General features: G+C 66.9%; 14 protein-coding genes. 7 read left to right on the forward strand and 7 right to left on the reverse strand.

Features of this window, described 5'->3' with window-relative positions; translation table 11 throughout:
- Window positions 1-67: 67 nt before the first annotated feature.
- Both ACSQ3O_RS22085 and ACSQ3O_RS22090 read right to left on the reverse strand, forming a co-directional pair.
- Window positions 68-1,057, reverse strand: a complete 990-nt coding sequence (locus ACSQ3O_RS22085; RefSeq protein WP_137745880.1) for a TRAP transporter substrate-binding protein — start codon at window positions 1,055-1,057, stop codon at window positions 68-70.
- 64 nt (window positions 1,058-1,121) lie between these two features.
- Window positions 1,122-1,940 (reverse strand): NAD-dependent epimerase/dehydratase family protein, encoded by an 819-nt coding sequence (locus ACSQ3O_RS22090; RefSeq protein WP_137745879.1) that lies wholly within the window; start codon window positions 1,938-1,940, stop codon window positions 1,122-1,124.
- A gap of 125 nt (window positions 1,941-2,065) precedes the next feature.
- Between ACSQ3O_RS22090 and ACSQ3O_RS22095 the strand changes: the two genes are divergently transcribed.
- The 6 genes from ACSQ3O_RS22095 to ACSQ3O_RS22120 all read left to right on the forward strand — a co-directional run bounded on the left by ACSQ3O_RS22095 (window position 2,066) and on the right by ACSQ3O_RS22120 (window position 10,872).
- The gene (locus ACSQ3O_RS22095) at window positions 2,066-2,794 is read left to right on the forward strand and encodes a FadR/GntR family transcriptional regulator (RefSeq protein WP_137745878.1); all 729 of its coding nucleotides are present in this window, start codon (window positions 2,066-2,068) and stop codon (window positions 2,792-2,794) included.
- 287 nt (window positions 2,795-3,081) lie between these two features.
- Window positions 3,082-4,521 carry an aldehyde dehydrogenase family protein gene (locus tag ACSQ3O_RS22100; RefSeq protein WP_436140500.1) on the forward strand — a complete coding sequence of 480 codons (1,440 nt, stop codon included), beginning with the start codon at window positions 3,082-3,084 and terminating at the stop codon, window positions 4,519-4,521.
- Between the two features lie 212 nt (window positions 4,522-4,733).
- Window positions 4,734-5,093, forward strand: a complete 360-nt coding sequence (locus tag ACSQ3O_RS22105; protein ID WP_137745876.1) for a DUF2946 family protein — start codon at window positions 4,734-4,736, stop codon at window positions 5,091-5,093.
- 140 nt (window positions 5,094-5,233) lie between these two features.
- Entirely contained in the window at window positions 5,234-7,447 is a 2,214-nt protein-coding gene (locus ACSQ3O_RS22110) for a TonB-dependent receptor (RefSeq protein WP_436140501.1), read from the forward strand.
- Window positions 7,448-7,466: 19 nt separating this feature from the next.
- Window positions 7,467-9,026 carry a PepSY domain-containing protein gene (locus ACSQ3O_RS22115; RefSeq protein ID WP_436140502.1) on the forward strand — a complete coding sequence of 520 codons (1,560 nt, stop codon included), beginning with the start codon at window positions 7,467-7,469 and terminating at the stop codon, window positions 9,024-9,026.
- A 55-nt stretch (window positions 9,027-9,081) separates the two neighbouring features.
- On the forward strand, window positions 9,082-10,872 hold the full coding sequence (locus ACSQ3O_RS22120) for a sensor histidine kinase (RefSeq protein WP_436140503.1): 1,791 nt from the start codon (window positions 9,082-9,084) through the stop codon (window positions 10,870-10,872).
- Window positions 10,873-10,958: 86 nt separating this feature from the next.
- Here the strand turns inward: ACSQ3O_RS22120 and ACSQ3O_RS22125 are convergent, their stop codons facing one another.
- Window positions 10,959-12,596, reverse strand: coding sequence for an ABC transporter permease (locus ACSQ3O_RS22125; RefSeq protein ID WP_137745874.1), 1,638 nt, complete (start codon window positions 12,594-12,596; stop codon window positions 10,959-10,961).
- Between the two features lie 119 nt (window positions 12,597-12,715).
- Here ACSQ3O_RS22125 and ACSQ3O_RS22130 point away from each other — a divergent pair, with 119 nt between their 5' ends.
- Window positions 12,716-13,798 (forward strand): ABC transporter ATP-binding protein, encoded by a 1,083-nt coding sequence (locus ACSQ3O_RS22130; protein ID WP_137745873.1) that lies wholly within the window; start codon window positions 12,716-12,718, stop codon window positions 13,796-13,798.
- 40 nt (window positions 13,799-13,838) lie between these two features.
- Here the strand turns inward: ACSQ3O_RS22130 and ACSQ3O_RS22135 are convergent, their stop codons facing one another.
- The 4 genes from ACSQ3O_RS22135 to ACSQ3O_RS22150 form a co-directional block, all read right to left on the reverse strand.
- A complete protein-coding gene (locus tag ACSQ3O_RS22135; RefSeq protein ID WP_137745872.1) occupies window positions 13,839-14,258 on the reverse strand; it encodes a thiol-disulfide oxidoreductase DCC family protein in 420 nt (139 codons plus the stop codon).
- Entirely contained in the window at window positions 14,255-14,824 is a 570-nt protein-coding gene (locus ACSQ3O_RS22140) for a DUF4166 domain-containing protein (protein WP_137745871.1), read from the reverse strand. Before ACSQ3O_RS22140 ends, ACSQ3O_RS22135 begins: the two co-directional genes overlap by 4 nt.
- Before the next feature lie 292 nt (window positions 14,825-15,116).
- On the reverse strand, window positions 15,117-16,349 hold the full coding sequence (locus tag ACSQ3O_RS22145) for a Yip1 family protein (protein WP_436140504.1): 1,233 nt from the start codon (window positions 16,347-16,349) through the stop codon (window positions 15,117-15,119).
- 190 nt (window positions 16,350-16,539) lie between these two features.
- On the reverse strand, window positions 16,540-17,277 hold the full coding sequence (locus ACSQ3O_RS22150) for a lysophospholipid acyltransferase family protein (protein ID WP_436140505.1): 738 nt from the start codon (window positions 17,275-17,277) through the stop codon (window positions 16,540-16,542).
- Window positions 17,278-17,304: the final 27 nt, after the last annotated feature.

The following is a 17,304-nucleotide window of genomic DNA, read 5'->3' on the forward strand; positions in this document are numbered from 1 at the left end:
AAAGACAAAGAAAAAAGGCGCAGGCAACCCACCAGGAGTTCGCCCACGCAAGACGCAAACCCAGTGCTTACTTCACCGCCTCGATGCGCTTCATCAGGTCCGCATAGTTGGCGCCGTACTTGGCGCGCACCGGGGCGGTGGCGTCATAGAAGGCCTTGGTGTCCACGTTGATGAACTCCACACCGGCTGCCCTGAGCTTGGCGGTGTAGTCCTCCACGCTCTTGTCCCACAGCGCGCGCTGCTCCAGCTGCGCCTCGCGGCCAAACCTCTTGAGCAGGGCCTGGTCGTCCTTGGAGAGCTTGTCCCACGTGACCTTGGAGACCACCAGCAGTTCAGGAATGATCAGGTGGTTGGTCTGCGTGTAGAACTTGGCACCCGTGCTGTAGTGGTTGCTGGTGAAGAAGCTGGGCGCATTGTTTTCAGCGCCATCCACCACGCCTGTCTGCAGGGCGGTGAACACCTCGCCGTACCCCATCGAGATGCCGTTGCCGCCCATGGCATTCATGGTGTCCACGAACAGCGGGTTGCCCATCATGCGCACCTTCTGACCCTTGAGGTCGGCGGGGCTGCGCACGGGCTTCTTGGTGTACAGGCTGCGCGAGCCACCATCCATCCAGCCGATGGCTACCAGCTTGGCGGGCGATGCGCTGATCTTGGCCAGCAGCTCGTCGCCAATGGCACCGTCGATCACCGCGCGCATGTGGTCCTGGCTGCGGAACACGAAGGGCATGTTGAACACGTTCACCTCAGGCACCACCGTGCCCACCGGGCCGAGCGAGGTGCGCAGGATGTTGATGGCACCGAACTGCGTCTGCTCGATCATTTCCTTCTCGCCACCCAGCACGCCACCGGGGAAGGTCTGGATCTTCAGGCGCCCCTGCGTGGCAGCTTCGAGCTTCTTGCCCATGTTTTCCACCGCCACCACGTTGGGGTAGCCGGCGGGGTGCACGTCGGCCGCCTTCAGCACCATGGACTGGGCCTGGGCGGCAACGGGAAGAAAGGCCATCGCGGCCACGGCGGTAGCGCAAGCGGTCAGCAGGGATCGGCGAAAGGTCATGGTGTGTCTCCGGTGGAATGGTTTTTGAGTGAAGCAGGAATGGATGGAAAGCCCGACGCTGGTGTCATTCGAAAGGGCCGGTCCGCACGAACGGCCCGCCCTGGTAGATCACGGCGGGATCGGCCAGGTCGGGGTGCGGGTCAGCCGCTTCCACCTTGGCGCGGAAGGGCTCGGAGCTGTCCTGCGGACGGTAGCCGACGTGGCGCGCCAGGGTGTTGTCCCACCAGGTGGTGGTGTTGTCGCCCATGCCATAAATGATGCTGTGCCCCACCACCGGGGCGGTCAGGCTGGCAACCACCAGGCGCTCCAGATCGTCATAGCTCATCCAGGTAGCGAGCATGCGGCGGTTGCGCGGCTCGGGGAAGGACGAGCCGATGCGCAGGCACACGGTCTCGATGCCGTAGCGGTCGAAATAAAAACGCGAGAGGTCTTCACCAAACGCCTTGGAGACTCCATACAGCCCGTCGGGGCGCGCCGGGTCGCGCAGGCCCACGACTTCGTCCTGGCGATAAAAACCCGTGACGTGGTTGGAGCTGGCAAACACCACCCGCTTGACGCCCTGCTTGCGCGCCGCTTCGTACAGGTTGTAGACGCCGACGATGTTCGCCTGCAGGATCGGCTCCCAGGGCTGTTCGGTGGACACGCCCCCGAGGTGCACCACGGCATCTACCCCCTCCAGCAGGCTGAGCACGGCGCCAGCATCTTCCAGGCGCGCAGGACGCAACTCCTCTCCCGCGCCCTCATCGCCCAGGTTCGCGATGTCCGACAGGCGCAAGGTCGTGCAGTAGGCCTTCAGCCGCGTGCGCAGCTCCTGGCCCAGGCCTCCGGAAGCTCCGGTCAGCAGCAGGCGTTGAAAGCGGAGGGGCGTCGGGTGGCAAGGCATGGCGGTTACAAAGGCAGAGGTTCTTGGTACAGTGGCAGCACATTCGTTGAACGTCATCAGTTGTCGTACAACGGAATGCAATGTACTGCTTCTGCCCCCGGCGCCCCATAGGGATAACACCAAGAATGACCACCGACACCACCCTTCGCCGCAAACCCCGCACCCTGGCCCTGGAACTGGTGGAGTCCCTCGGAGACCGTATCCGGGACGGCCGCCTGGCCCTGGGCGACAAGCTGCCCACCGAGGCGGCGATCATGGCCGAGTTCAGCGTCAGCCGCACCGTAGTGCGCGAGGCGATTTCCAAGCTGCAGGCCTCGGGCCTGGTGGAAACACGGCACGGCATCGGCACCTTTGTGCTGGGCCTGGGCCAGGCGCCCGGCTTCAAAATCACGCCCGACCAGTTCAGCACCCTGCGCGACGTGATTGCAGTGCTGGAACTGCGCATCGGCGTCGAAACTGAGGCGGCGGCCCTGGCCGCCCAGCGCCGCACTGATGCCAACCTGAAAACCATGCGCGAGGCGCTCGACGCCGTGGCCGCCGCTGTGGACGCAGGGCGTGATGCCGTGGCCTCCGACTTCCAGTTCCACCTGGAGATTGCCCGCGCCACGCAAAACAGCCACTTCGCCGAGCTGATGGGCACGCTGGGCAGCATGATCATCCCCCGTGCACGCCTGGCTGCGATGGATTCGGCCAACGATGAGCGGCGGCAGTACCTGCGGCGGGTCAACGGCGAGCACGAAAGCATCTACGACGCCATCGTGGGCCAGGACCCGGACGCCGCCCGCGCCGCCATGCGCACCCACCTGGCCAACAGCCGCGAGCGCAGGCGGCGCGCGCAGGCCGAAGCCAGTTGAGCATGAACGGTCCGCAGCTTTAACGCCCCAGATGCCCACTACGCCCCACCCCGCACTGCTGGACGGGCGCGCAGACAGTGGTCCCATGAGTAATTACCCGCAGGCGCTCTCGATCAATATGTTGTACGATGACATACAACAAATCATTCCTGCCCAGCATACGCCGCGCCTCACGGCGCTGGCTGGGGTTTCGGGCGCCGTGGCCCCCCTCCCTGAGCGCCGGGTGCGCCTTGGCGCGCTACGGGCTTTGTTCTGATTTCTTCAACCCACCACACACCACCACAGCCATGCATGCAAACCTGATTGGCGGCGCCTGGACCGACGGCGTTCGCACCTACCAGAACACCAACCCCTCTGACACGCGCGACGTGATTGGCGACTACGCCGTGGCCAGCCGCGAGCAGGCGCTCGACGCCGTGGCCGCCGCGCACGCGGCCTTCCCGGCCTGGAGCCTCTCCACGCCCCAGCAGCGCTTCGACATCCTGGACGCCGTGGGCAACGAGATCATCGCCCGCAAGGCCGAGCTGGGCGACCTGCTGGCCCGCGAAGAAGGCAAGACCCTGCCCGAAGCGATTGGCGAAGTGGGCCGCGCGGCCGCCATCTTCAAGTTCTTCGCTGGCGAGGCGCTGCGCCCCGGTGGCGAGATGATCCCGTCCGTGCGCCCCGGCGTGGGCATCGAGATCACGCGCGAGCCGCTGGGCACCATCGGCATCATCACGCCGTGGAACTTCCCCATCGCCATCCCGGCCTGGAAGATTGCCCCCGCCCTGGCCTACGGCAACTGCGTGGTGTTCAAGCCCGCCGAAGTGGTGCCCGGCTCCGCCTGGGCGCTGGCCGACATCCTGCACCGCGCTGGCTTGCCCGCCGGCGTGTTCAACCTGGTGATGGGCCGGGGATCGGACGTGGGCGCCGTGCTACTCGAAGACGAACGCATCGCGGGCGTGAGCTTCACGGGCTCCGTGGGCACCGGCCAGCGCGTGGCGGCGGCCTGCGTACCGCGCGGCGCCAAGGTGCAGCTGGAGATGGGCGGCAAGAACCCCTTCGTGGTGCTGGACGACGCGGACCTCAACGTGGCGGTGGGCGCGGCCATCAACAGCGGCTTCTTCTCCACCGGCCAGCGCTGCACCGCCAGCAGCCGCGTGATCGTGACCGAAGGCATCCACGACCGCTTCGTGGCCGCCATGGTCGAGAAGATGAAGACCCTGAAGGTGGATGACGCCCGCAAGGCCGGCACCGACATCGGCCCCGTGGTGGACGACCGCCAACTGGCGCAAGACCTCGAATACATCGGCATCGGCCAGCAGGAGGGCGCCAAGCTCGCCTTCGGCGGCGAAGCCCTGGAGAAGAACGCCGACGGCGCGCCTGGCTACTACCTGCGCCCTGCCCTGTTCACCGAGACCACGCCCGGCATGCGCATCAACCGCGAAGAGATCTTTGGCCCCGTGGTGAGCGTGTTGCGCGCCAAGAACTACGAAGAGGCACTGACCCTGGCCAACGACACCCCCTTCGGCCTGGCCAGCGGCATTGCCACCACCAGCCTCAAGCACGCCACGCACTTCAAGCGCCACGCCCAGGCCGGGATGGTGATGGTGAACCTGCCCACTGCGGGCGTGGACTACCACGTGCCGTTCGGCGGCCGCAAGAGCAGCAGCTACGGCCCGCGCGAGCAGGGGCGTTACGCGGCGGAGTTCTACACCACGGTGAAGACGGCGTACACGCAGGCGTGAAGCTGCCAGCCCGCAACCCACCGGACAGGCGGCGCAGCGGGTTGCTGAAAATATAAGGAAAAACAGGCCCTGCCGCGCTACCACATTGCGCCATAAGCTATCTATTTAATAGCAAATGGAGCGCACGGGGCCTATCTCCTGATGGGAGGCTCGCCCCTCCCCCATGCCCGCCTCAGCGCGGGACTGGATCCCCTCCGCTATCATCGCGCCCCATGACCGCCCCCCGACGAACCTTTGCTGCGCTGCGCCTGTGGGTGCTCGCATGGTTCGTGGCGTCAATGGGGGTGGCCATTGCATCGCCACTGGTGCACCCCCAGGCCTTTGAGGTGATCTGCTCGGGCGCGGGCACCATCAAGCTGCTGGTGCAGACCGACGATGGCACTGTCGAAATGGGCGCGATGGGCATGGACTGCCCGCTGTGCTTCACCCCCAGCGCCCCGCCCCCCACACCGGTAGCCGCCGTGCTGCCGCCCCACCCCCTGGCCCATGCGCTGCAGCCCGTCGAGGCGGCCCGCATTGCGGCCGCCACTGCAGCCCCTCTGCCCGCTCGCGGGCCCCCATCGCGCTCTTGATCTGAAGCTTGTTGGCAGTGCCCGGTACCTGGTGGTCGGGTGCTGCCTTGTTCCCGCTGGTTTCCAGACAGTGCTGCCTTGTGCGATGCGTTGACGCGCGCGGGGCAGCGGCACTGTCGCTTCAAGACAAGAGCGTTTTCATGTCCCGTATTTCTTTTGCTTCGCGCAGCGCTACGGCCTTTCCGCGCCTGCCCCTTTCCCCTTTGTGCCTGGGCGTGCTTGCCACCTGCGCGCTGGCCTCGGTCGCAGCCCATGCACAGACCAACACCCCACCCACACTGCAGACTGTGGATGTGGTCGATGCCGCTGCATCCCCCAACGGCAAGCTCAGCCTGGACACCCCGGTGGACACCGGCAGCCGCCTGGGCCTGACGGTGCGCGAGAACCCCGCCTCCGTCACGGTGGTGGACCGCGCCACCATCGATGCACGCGGCGCGCAAGACACGCAGGAGATCCTGCGCGCCGTGCCCGGTGTGGTGGCGCACAACGCACCGGGCTCGATGTCTGCACACTACCGGGGCTTCACCAGCAACTCGGTGGCGCAGCTCTACAACGGCATCAATCCGCAGTACGGCAGCGCCACGCGTGCGGTCGATAGCTGGATCTACGACCGAGTCGAGGCCATCGGCGGCGCATCGAGTTTTCTGTACGGCTCGGGCGGTGTAGGTGGCTCCATCAACTACATCACCAAGACGGCCGAGCGCAGCGACTTTGCCGAAGGCCAGCTGCGTCTGGGCTCCTACGACATGAAGGAAGTGTCGGTGGGCCTGAACCGCCGCATCGCGGGCGGCAATGGCGGCGCAGGCCCGGCCCACTACGCACGCATCGACCTCAACCACCGCAACGCAGGCAGCTGGACCGAAGGCACCAAGACGCAGTCCACCCAGTTGGCCACTTCGCTACTGTCGGACCTGGGCGGCGGCTTCAGCCACACGCTGGCCTACGAATACCAGAAGGACCATGTGGACCGCCCCTACTGGGGCACGCCGGTGCTGAACCCCGCCGTGGGAGCGCTGACCATCGACCCCGCCACGCGCTTCAAGAACTACAACAGCGCCGACGGCGTGTATGAGCACCGCGTGCAGTGGCTGCGCTCGGTGGCGCAATGGCGCGTGTCGGATGCGCTGCAGCTCAAGAACACGTTCTACGTGTACGACGCCCTGCGCGACTACCGCAACGTGGAGACCTACACCTTTAATGCGAACAACACCGCTGTCACCCGCACAGCGCCCTATCTGCAGCGCCACGACCAGACGCTGGTGGGCGACCGGCTGGAGGGCACCTACCAGGGCCAGCTCGCAGGCCGTAAGAGCGACTGGGCCTTTGGCCTCGATGTGAGCGTGAACAAGCAGACGCGCTTCCCGTTCGGCCCCTCTGTCACCGTGAGCACGGTCAATCCCTACAACTTTTCCACCGAGAACTTCTTCGACATTCCCGGCATGTCGCCCGTCCTGAACCCCGACAAGGACAACAAGATCACCAACACAGCGCTGTACCTTGAAAACCGCACCCTGGTGGCATCCGGCGTGAACCTCATCACCGCCCTGCGCCACGAGCGCATCGAGCTGGACCTGGTGAACCGCCGTGCCGTGACGGCCACGTCGCCCGCCACCTTCAGCCGCAGCTACAGCCCCACCACAGGCCGCCTGGGTGTGGTGTGGGACTTTGCGCCCGGCGCCAACCTCTACGCGCAGGCCTCCAACGCGGCAGACCCACCATCGGGCTCGCTGGCCTCAGCCTCGTTTGCCGATGTGCGCAACAACAGTGAGCTGACCACGGGCCGCCAGGTCGAGGTGGGCAGCAAGTTTGACTTCTGGGACGGCAAGGGCAGCGCCACGGTGGCGGTGTTTGACATCCGCCGCAAGAACATCGCCTCGCAAGACCCGTCCAACCCCAACCTCACGGTGCTGGTGGGCGAGCAGTCGTCCAAGGGCATCGAGCTGTCGGCAGGCATCCGCCCCACGCCGCAGTGGCAGCTGCAGGGCAATCTGTCGCTGATCCGCGCGCGGTACGAGAACTTTGTGCAGGGCAGCGTTTCGCGCGCGGGCAATGTGCCGCAACTGGTGCCGCAGCAGGTGGCCAACCTGTGGGCCTCGTACGCGATCACCCCCACCGTCACCGCCAGCGCGGGCGTGCGCCATGTGGGCAAGGTGTATGGCAATGCGGCCAATACCAAGTTCTGGCCGTCGTACACGCTGCTCGACCTGGGCCTGGCGTGGAAGGTCAACAAGACCACCACGCTCACCACCCGCGTGCGCAACGCCACCGACCGCATCTACGCGGCCGAGACGCGCGACCAGGTCTACCTGGGCGCACCGCGCACGCTGGACGTGACGCTGCACACCGCGTTCTGACGCAGGCGGAGCACCCGACATGCCACACGCCAAACGCTGGCTGTACCTCGTCCACCGCTGGCTGGGCGTGCTGCTGTGCGCCTTCTTCGCCATGTGGTTCGTCTCGGGCGTGGTGATGATGTACGTGGGCTACCCCAAGCTCACGCAGGCCGAGCGCCTGGCCCATCTGCCCCCGCTGCGCAGTGCAGGGATGGGCACGGAACGCCTGCTGGAGCCTGCTGATGCGCTGCAGCGCGCGGGCGTGGCGGGGCCGCTGCAAGACCTGCGGCTGGCCGTGGCCAGCGGCGGGCGCCCGGTGTACCTGGTGATTCCCGCCGCCCCCACCGGCGACGCCGCACCACGCCCGCGCAGAGCACCTGCTGCGGTTGTGATCGACGTCATCACCGGCGAAAAACTGCAGCAGGTGGACGCAGAACGGGCCATCGCATCGGCCCGCGCCTTCGCGCAGCATCCCGATGCCACCATCGACTACCAGGGCACGCTGGACGAAGACGCCTTCACCCACTCGCGCGCGCTGGATGTGCACCGCCCGTTGCACCGCCTGCACTTGGGCGACAGCGCTGGCACCGTGGTCTATGTGTCGGGCACCACCGGCGAGGTGGTGCGCGATGCGCCGCTGCAGGAACGGGCCTGGAACTATGTCGGCGCCTGGATCCACTGGCTCTACCCCTTCCGGGGCAATGTCTTCAACGACTACTGGACAGACATCGTCAACTGGCTGTCCATCGCGGGCATCGTGCTCACGGTGACGGGCACGGTGGTAGGTGTGCTGCGCTGGCGCTTCCGGGGCCGGTACAAGACGGGCGCACGCACGCCGTACCGGGGCTTCATGATGCGCTGGCACCATGTGTTCGGCTTGGTGTTCGCCGCCATCACGTTCACCTGGATCTTCAGCGGCCTCATGTCCATGAACCCCTGGAAGATTTTTGACAGCGGCGCAGCTCCACTGCGACAGCAGGCCATGAACGGCGGGCCTTTGGAAGTGCCCGCGCAGGCAGCAACGGTGCAAGCCTTGCTCTCTGCCGCGTCGCCCAACATCCGTGAGCTGCGGTGGGTGCGCAACGCGGGCCATACGCTGGTGCTGGCCTACAGCCCCACCAGCGCCCCGACGGTGCTGGATGCCACCACCGCCGCAGCACATGTGTGGGCCCCCGGTGCTATGGCCGAAGCCGCCGCGCGCCTGCTACCCCACGCCGTGGTGCGCACCGAAACGCTGACGGCCTACGACCTGCACTACTACGACCGCGCCGCCCACACCATGACCGGCGGCGGCGACAAACCCCTGCCCGCCCTGCGCGTGGTGTTTGACGACCCGAATGCGAGCTGGGTGCACATCGACCCGCACACCGGCACCGTGCTGGGCCGCACCGACAGCCACCGCCGCACCAGCCGCTGGCTGTTCGCCATGCTGCACAGCTGGGACTGGCTGCCGCTGCTGGAGCACCGCCCGCTGTGGGACATCCTGCTCATCGTGCTGAGCCTGGGCGGGGCGGTGATGAGCGTGACGGGGATAGTGATAGGTTGGCGCAGACTGGGTACAAAACTGCAAGGACCGCAGTTGCGCAGCAGCCGCCAGTGACCTGATCGCGGAGCGCACCTATGATGGCTGGAGTTGCGTTTGGAAACATTTGCCCATGACGGCCCCTAAACAGCCCTCCGCCATCACCCCCGAGCGTTCTGCCGCGAGCAGTGCGGCGCCGCCCCTCAAGCGTCCAGCCAGCCTGCCTTTGCGTTCCATGGTGGCATGGGGCACAGGCTTGGTCTTGCTCATGGCCTGGGGTACCGTGGCTCTGCTCATGGACGTGTCACGGCGCGATGCCATGAATGCGCAGATTCGCCAGAACAGCAATCTCGCGCTCAGCCTGGGCGAACAGACCGTGCGGGTGATGGCGGCCGTCGACCAGGCCACCCTGCGCATGCGGGACGCTGTTCAGGCCGACGACTTTGAAAAGGCAGACTTCACGCGGTTTGCCAACGAGACCGGGCTCGCTCCTCAGATCCTGACGCAGCTCTCCCTGGTCGGCCCCGACGGCCGGTTCATTGGAAGCAACATCGACCCCACTGGCGAAAAAACAGGGCACGTAGACCTGTCTGAACGCGAGCATGTGCAGGTGCACCTCCATCCCAACGCGTCAGAGGCGGCCCGCCTGCAACAGACGCCTAGCGGACTGTTTGTGGGCAAGCCCGTGGTTGGAAAGGTGTCTGGTAAGGCCACCATCCAGTTGTCGCGGAAAATTCCAGCCGCTGGTGGCGGCGTAGCGGGCGTGATCGTTGCCTCGGTGAACCCCGGCTATTTCGAGGATGTATACCGGGGAGTTCAACTGGGGCAAACGGGTGTCGTGACTCTTATCGGAAACGACCGCACGATCCGTGCAAGAGTGATGGGCGGACAGAGTGTCGGCATGGGAAGTGTGGTGCCGCGCAGTCCGGACAACAATGCAGAAGAACGCGGCCCCAGCGGCCACTACGTGCGCTCCAGCGGCATCGACGGTATCGAACGCATTTATGCCTACAGCCGTGTGGGCACCTACCCTCTGATGGTGGTGGTGGCCACAAGCACCAATGAGGCTTTGCAGGAGTGGCGCGCCAGCCGCAACATCGCACTGTTCACCATGGCACTGTTCAGCGCTGCACTGGCAGGCGCAGCCCTGATTTTTGTGCGCAGCGTGCGCCAGCTGGAGAGCACCAACGCCGCCCTGCGCATCAGCGAGGCCGAGGCGCGCTCGGCCAGCCAGGCCAAGAGCGAGTTCCTGGCGGCCGTGTCGCACGAACTGCGCACGCCCCTCACCAGCATCCGGGGGTTTGCCGAGCTGATGGAATTGCGGCTGGACCAACCCCGCTACAAGGAGCAGGCCGGGCTGATCCGCAAGGCTGCCGACCACCTGAACGCGTTGCTCACCGAAATCCTCGACCTCGCCAAGGTGGAGGCAGGCGCCATGCCACACCTGCCCACGGAACAGAACGTGGCGGACATCGTGCAGTCCACGGCCGACTTCTTTGCCGTCACGGCCGCCAACAAAAACCTGGACATGCAGGTGCAGATCGCGCCCGATGCGCCCGCCACGCTGGTGTGTGATGGCCTGCGCCTGAAGCAGGTGCTCAACAACCTGCTCTCCAACGCCATGAAATTCACCGAGACAGGCGCCGTCACCATCGAAGTGGATGCCACGGCAGACGCTGTGCGTTTTCATGTGGTGGATACCGGCCCCGGTATCCCGGCCCACCTGCACGAGACGATCTTCGAAAAATTTCGCCAGGGCAACGACCAGGTGAGCTACCAGCACGGCGGCACGGGCCTCGGGCTGGCGTTGTCGCGGGCATTGGCCGTGCTGATGGGGGGCACGCTCACGCTGTCTTCTTCAGAAGGCCAAGGCTCGCGCTTCACACTCACCTTGCCCCGCAGCCCAGGCGCTGAGCCTCAGTAAACAATATCGCTCTGAGGTAACGCGTACACCGCAGGGCCCATGCGGCCTGGCGCGCTATGGCGTTGTGGCGTTGTGGCGTTGTGGGATCAGTTCCGGCTGCGCAGCGTCCGGCTGAGCAAAATCACCGGCACCAGCCCCACAGCCACCAGCGCCAGCGACGGCAGGGCCGCCTCGCCCAGGCGCTCGTCGCGTGCCAGCTGGTAGGCCACCACGGCCAGCGTGTCGCTGTTGAAGGGGCGCAGCACCATGGTGGCGGGCAGCTCCTTCATCACGTCCACAAACACCAGCAGCGCGGCGGCGGCGGTGGAGCGCTTGAGCAGTGGCCAGTGCACCCGCGCCAGCAGGCCTGAGCTGCCCACGCCCAGCATGCGGGCAGAGTCGTCCAGGCTGAGCGGGATGCGCGCATAGCCGCTTTGCATGGACTGCAGGGCCACGGCGCAAAAGCGCACCAGGTAGGCCCACACAATGCCCAGCGCCGTGGCCGTGACCAACGCGCCCACGCCCCACTGGGGCACCGCCGCCTGCAGCCAGCCCACGGGCAGCAGCAGACCCACCACGATCACAGCGCCCGGCACTGCGTAGCCCACGCTGGCCAGTTGCACCACGCCGCGCGTCACGGCGTCGGGCTGGCGGCGCACGGCAAAGGCCAGCGCCAGCGCCACGGTCACGGCCAGCACGGCGGTGATGCATCCTAAGCGCACGCTGTGCCAGGCCCATTCCAGGAACCGCTCCCACGGCAGCACCGACCAGTCGGCCGCGAGCGGGCGCAGCATGAACAGCACCGGCGCCACAAAGCCCATGAGCACGGGCACCGCGCACACCGCCCAGGCAGCCCAGCGGCGCGCGCCGCGCAAGGCCAGGGGCTGCGCCTCGGCCGAGCCCGCACGACCGCCGCCGGTGGCAAAGCGCATGCGTTTTTGTGCGCGGTGCTCCAGGTGCAGCAGTGCCATCACCACCACCAGTAGCATGGTGGCCAGCTGCGCGGCGGCCAGGCGGTTGTCCATGGACAGCCAGGCCTTGTAGATGCCCGTGGTGAAGGTCTGGATGCCAAAGTAGCTGGCCACGCCGAAGTCGGCCAGGGTTTCCATCAGCACCAGCGCCACCCCGGCGGCGACGGCCGGGCGCGCCAGCGGCAAGGCCACGGCACGGATGCGGCGTGGCAGCGGCGCGCCCAGCAGGCGCGCAGCCTCCATCAGGTGCGCGGCGCGTTCGCCCAGCGCCGTGCGCGCCAGCAGGTACACATAGGGGTAGAGCGAGAAGATGAACACCCACACCGCGCCGCCCAGGCTGCGCACCTCGGGCAGCAGGCGGCCTTCCAGGCCAAAGGTGTTGCGCAGGCCCACCTGCAGCGGGCCGCTGAACTGCAGGAAGTCGGTGTACGCATAGGCGGTGACGTAGGCGGGCATGGCCAGCGGCAACAGCAGCAGCCATTCAAAGGTGCGGCGGCCCGGAAAATCAAACAGCGTCACGGCCGCCGCCGCCAGGGTGCCCACCATGGCCGCGCCCAGCGCCACCAGCACGCTGAGCCATAGCGTGGTCCACACATAGCCGGGCAACACGGTGGCTGCCATCTCGCGCAGGATGGCACCCGCCTGGGCATCGCCCTGCCCGGGGGCGGACAGCGGCAGCCACGACGCCAGCACCGCCAGCACCGGCAAAGCCAGAAAGCCTGCAAACAGGATCAGCGGGACGCTGCGAAGGACAGAAGACGGGGTACGGCGCAAGGCGGTGGGCTCGGCAGAAGGAAAAAAGCGCACACCTGCCGAAAGGCATGGGCGCCGCAGCGCCCAGGAATGCAAATGCGAATTTTAAGCATTCGCCCCTGCCCACCTAGAATGCAGGCATGTTTCTTGAGGTCTCCCAACTCGAAGTGCGCTACGCAGGCCGCGCACAGGCCGCCGTGCAAGGCGTCACGCTCAGCCTGAAAGCCGGTGACATCGGGGTGCTGATCGGCCCCTCTGGCTGCGGCAAGACCACCCTGCTGCGCGCCGTGGCCGGGCTGGAGCCTGTGACGGGCGGCGAGATCCGCCTGACCAAAAATGTGGTCAGCAGCGCCCAGCGGAGCGTGCCGCCCGAGCAGCGGCGCATTGGCATGGTGTTCCAGGACTACGCGTTGTTCCCGCACCTCTCCGTGGGCCGCAATGTGGCGTTCGGCATCCACCAGCTGCCCCGGGCCGAGCAGGCCGCGCGCGTGGACGAAGTGCTGAAGCTGGTAGGGCTGGAAGGCAGCGAGCACCGCTATCCGCACGAACTCTCTGGCGGCCAGCAGCAGCGCGTGGCACTGGCCCGGGCGCTGGCCCCGCGCCCACAGCTCATGCTGCTGGACGAACCGTTCTCCAACCTCGACGTGGACCTGCGCGAGCGCCTGGCACATGAGGTGCGCGGCATCCTCAAGGCGGCGGGCGCCACTGCCCTGTTTGTGACGCACGACCAGTTCGAGGCGTTTGCGATTGGCGACGTGATCGGCGTGATGCACGAAGGCCACCTGCACCAGTGGGACGATGCCTACACCCTGTACCACCGCCCCGCCACGCGGTTTGTGGCCGACTTCATCGGGCACGGTGTGTTCGCCCCTGCCACGCTGGAGCAGCGCGGCGACAACGTGGTGGCACAAACCCCCTTGGGCGAGCTGACCGACCTGGACGAATGCCCCCTGCCCGGCAGTTACCCTGGCGGCGCCTGCGATGTGCTGCTGCGCGCCGACGACATCGTGCACGACGACCACGCGCCGGTGCAGGCGCAGATCGTGCGCAAGTCGTTCCGGGGTTCGGAGTTTTTGTACACCCTGCGCCTGGCCAGCGGCCACACCCTGCTGGCCCATGTGCCCAGCCACCACGACCACGCGCTGGGCGAGTGGATCGGCATCCGCGCCCAGGTGGACCATGTGGTCACCTTCCCGCGCGAACTGGCGTCAGAATCCAAGTAAAAAACGGCTCTCCCGCGCATCCATCATGCGCTGATAGCTATCATTTTTGAAATATTCCAGGAGCAGGATCCTGGTCCAGAAACCGCGCCGCATGCTCGGGCGCAGGCAGCATGCAGGTGGCAGACCGGCCCCAGATCCGGTAGCGGTTGCGCGCCACCCAGCGGTACAGCACATCGCGCAGCGGGGCCGGCACCAGCCAGCCCACCCAGGCCAGCCGCCAGGGCCAGCCCAGGGCATGCAATACGCGCAGGATGGCGGCGGTGTGCTGCCAACTGCGCTCGCCGTCGATGACCAGCAGGGTCTGCAGGCCTTCCACCTGGAGCCCCGCCCGCGCCAACAGTTGCTGGCCCGCTGCGCTCTGGATAGACACAAACCGGATGCGCTGTGCGCGATCGTGCCGCAGCAGAAACTGCACCCAGCCGTTGCAAAGCAGGCACTGCCCGTCAAACACCACAATCATGCGGACGCCCCCACTCCGACCCCAGCCGCGCCCGACGGTACCTGCAGGTGCCCCCGGTAGCTGACCACGCGCCCCACGCCAGGCACCGTGGCCTGCACGCGAAAGTGCAGCGCATCGCCCACCCCGGTTTCTTCGGCCACCACCTGCGGGCACAACCACGCGGGGCACGGAATGCCGCAGAAATGCAGCTGCTGCAGCTCCATCACCAGCCGCCCTTCGGATTCGCGCAACACAAAGCTCAGCCGCGCAGCCCCCAGGTGTTCCACCACCCGGCCTGCAACCTCGCGCAGGGTGGACTGCATGGTCTGGGCAGGAAAGCGGCGCGTCCACACCTCGGCGTCGGGGCGCGCCTGCAGCTCGAAGGTGATCGCCCCCTGCACCGCGCGCTGGGGCGCGCCCAGGGCCCAGGCCAGCACACGCCCCAGCCAGGTGGCGGGCGCCTCGACCTGCACCTGGCCCACCAGCCGGTGCGGGCCCGAGAGGCCATGAAACCGCGCCAGCGCGGGCGCCAGTCGCTGGTAGGCAGGGCCGCCCAGGGCGCGTTGGTACAGGGACAGGGGTGGCATGGGGTCAATAAGGAGTGATGAATGGCCGAGGCCAGTCTATCGCCAGCCACCCCAGCCGCCGTTCGCAGGCAGCAAAGAAAAAGGCCGACAGATGTCGGCCCTCGTGCACGAATACGCGACCCGTGCGAATTTAGAAGGTGTGAATGAATCCGGCGGGCCCGAGCAGGCCGCCAAAACGCGCTCGATCTAGGCGCAAAGCGCAGCCATAGCTCGGGCTATGGCGAGCATTTGCAACGACGAGCGGGTGTGTTTTGGCGGGATGAGCGGGCATGGCGGGTTCGTTCGCACCTTCTCAGGACTTGCCCTTGCGCTGCAGGCTCTCCAGCCCGTTCAGGTCCAGCTGCGACATCAGGCCCTGCAACTCTTTCACACCGACCTTGTCGCCCTCGATGCTGACCAACAGACCATTCTTCAGGATGGTCTTGAACTCGGCATGGCTGCCGTCTTTTTCGTAGCGGGTGTGCAGCGTGCGGCCGCCCTCCTGCCAGGTCTTCTCGGCGCGGGTTGGGTCTTCTTTTTCACCCTGGGCCATGCCCATGGCCATTGCGGCCATCTGGCCCAGGCCGCCAATGTCCACGATCTCCAGGCGCAGTTGCTTGTCGTCGCTGCCATATTGCGCGCTGGCCTGGCTGGTGGGCAGGCCCAGGGCCGCGCCGTCCTGCACGTCAAAGCCAGTGCGGGGCAGGCCCGCCAGCTTTTCGGGCAACGCGGCCTTGAGCGCCTGCGCCGCAATGGCCTGGCCTCCGCCCAGCAGGCCTGCGGCAGCCTTGGCGGCGTCGCCGGTGGCAGCGGCAATCGCGGCGGGGTCCTGGCTTTTCTGGGCCTCTTCCATCTTGCGGGCAGCCTCTTCCATCTTCTTGCCTGCGGCCTCCAGGCCTGCGGTGTCGATGGACACCTTGCCACCGGGCGTGTTCATGGTGATGGCAGGGCCTGCGGCGCCCCCCATCAGCCCGCCGCCCCGGGGCAAGACCAGCGCACTGACCGCACCGATCACCACCCCCACCACGATGGCCGCAATGATGACCACCACGGTGTAGCCCACCGACTTCTCGGGCGCGCTGCGCATGAGCACCGGCAGGCCGGTGTAGAGCAGGTAGATGGAGTACAGCGCCGCCAGCAGCCCCAGCATGGCCAGCGCGGGCAACAGGCTGAAGATGCCGCCCAACAAGGCGGCCGTGCTGGCATACACCGCCACCTTCAGCGCCTGGATGGAATTCTTCTGGCCGCCGAAGGTGGGCGCCAGCGCATCGATGATCAGGCCCAGCACAAAGATGCCGACCAGGCTGAGCACGTACGACACCACCATGTTCACCAGCCCCGACACAAAGGGCACGCGGATGGTGACGCCAAAGCCCCCAAAGCCGATCAGCGACATTCCGATGAAGCCGCAGACCGCCGGAATGGCGGCGAGGACCATCGCGTACCGGGTGAACAGGGTGGCGGCATCGGTGCTTTCGGCGTCGATGGCGGCCCAGGCCTCTTTGGGTTGCAGAAGAATGCGCTTGGCGCGCTCGATCAGGTTCATGGTGCCCTCCCGGCAGTGTGCAAAGGCCTGCGATGACCCGCAGGCAAACGGAAAGCGCGGACGATACGGGGCATTGCGCCGTGCAGACCACCCGAGCCATCGCCTGCAAGGCCCAAAGCGTGGAATATGCACGCTTTTGCCGCACAAAGACGGCTTTTGGGTAGCCAGGGCCCGGAACCTGCGACCGTTCTCAGGCTTTGCGCAGCTGATCGACGGTGTCGTGCAGGTGCTGCGTCCAGGTGCGGCGGTCGCGTTCGCCCGCCAGCTCCGGCGGGCCGTAGTGCACCACGGCTTCGATGGGCGGGGCGCTGAGCGTGCGCCAGATCGAGCCCACCAGGGTTTCGTCGCCGATGTAGCTGGGCGCAAAGCTGGTGGCGCCGGTGGCCTTGTCGGCAAAGCGCAGACCCACGGGCTGCACCGGGGCCTGCGCGGCCACGGCGGCCTGCAGCAGGTTGGCGTGGAAAGGCAGCATCTCGCGCCCGTCGCCCGTGGTGCCTTCGGGGAACACCGCCAGCACCTCGCCACGTTCCAGCGCTTCCTGTATCGAGCGCACCATGCGCAGCGCGTCGCGGCGCGAGCTGCGTTCGATGTAGAGCGTGCCCGCCGCCGTGGCCAGGGTGCCGATCAGCGGCCAGGCCTGCACGTCGGATTTGGAGACAAAGCGGCAGTGCCGCGCGGCGTGCATTACGGGGATGTCGAGCCACGAGATGTGGTTGGCCACCAGCATCACCGGCCCGGTGAGCGGTGGCTGCCCCAGGATGCGCAGGCTGATGCCCGCATGGGCCAGCAGCTCCAGCGACCAGGCCTGCACGCGGGCATGTTGCTGGTCCGGCGACAGCGACGGAAACCGCAGCGCCACGATCCACAGGCCCTTGGCAATGTGGCCCAGCAGCCGCAAGAGGCGCCAGCTGGCGCGCAGGAACTTCACGGCCGGGCCTTGCTGTCGCTGCGTCGC

Source organism: Acidovorax sp. LjRoot74 (assembly GCF_964254355.1).
Taxonomy (GTDB): Bacteria; Pseudomonadota; Gammaproteobacteria; order Burkholderiales; family Burkholderiaceae_C; genus Acidovorax.

Bases quoted from the DNA above. Each gene is read 5' to 3' on its own strand.
- ACSQ3O_RS22085 (WP_137745880.1), bottom strand. From the start codon at position 1,057: ATGACCTTTCGCCGATCCCTGCTGACCGCTTGCGCTACCGCCGTGGCC.
- ACSQ3O_RS22090 (WP_137745879.1), bottom strand. From the start codon at position 1,940: ATGCCTTGCCACCCGACGCCCCTCCGCTTTCAACGCCTGCTGCTGACC.
- ACSQ3O_RS22095 (WP_137745878.1), top strand. From the start codon at position 2,066: ATGACCACCGACACCACCCTTCGCCGCAAACCCCGCACCCTGGCCCTG.
- ACSQ3O_RS22100 (WP_436140500.1), top strand. From the start codon at position 3,082: ATGCATGCAAACCTGATTGGCGGCGCCTGGACCGACGGCGTTCGCACC.
- ACSQ3O_RS22105 (WP_137745876.1), top strand. From the start codon at position 4,734: ATGACCGCCCCCCGACGAACCTTTGCTGCGCTGCGCCTGTGGGTGCTC.
- ACSQ3O_RS22110 (WP_436140501.1), top strand. From the start codon at position 5,234: ATGTCCCGTATTTCTTTTGCTTCGCGCAGCGCTACGGCCTTTCCGCGC.
- ACSQ3O_RS22115 (WP_436140502.1), top strand. From the start codon at position 7,467: ATGCCACACGCCAAACGCTGGCTGTACCTCGTCCACCGCTGGCTGGGC.
- ACSQ3O_RS22120 (WP_436140503.1), top strand. From the start codon at position 9,082: ATGACGGCCCCTAAACAGCCCTCCGCCATCACCCCCGAGCGTTCTGCC.
- ACSQ3O_RS22130 (WP_137745873.1), top strand. From the start codon at position 12,716: ATGTTTCTTGAGGTCTCCCAACTCGAAGTGCGCTACGCAGGCCGCGCA.
- ACSQ3O_RS22135 (WP_137745872.1), bottom strand. From the start codon at position 14,258: ATGATTGTGGTGTTTGACGGGCAGTGCCTGCTTTGCAACGGCTGGGTG.
- ACSQ3O_RS22140 (WP_137745871.1), bottom strand. From the start codon at position 14,824: ATGCCACCCCTGTCCCTGTACCAACGCGCCCTGGGCGGCCCTGCCTAC.
- ACSQ3O_RS22145 (WP_436140504.1), bottom strand. From the start codon at position 16,349: ATGAACCTGATCGAGCGCGCCAAGCGCATTCTTCTGCAACCCAAAGAG.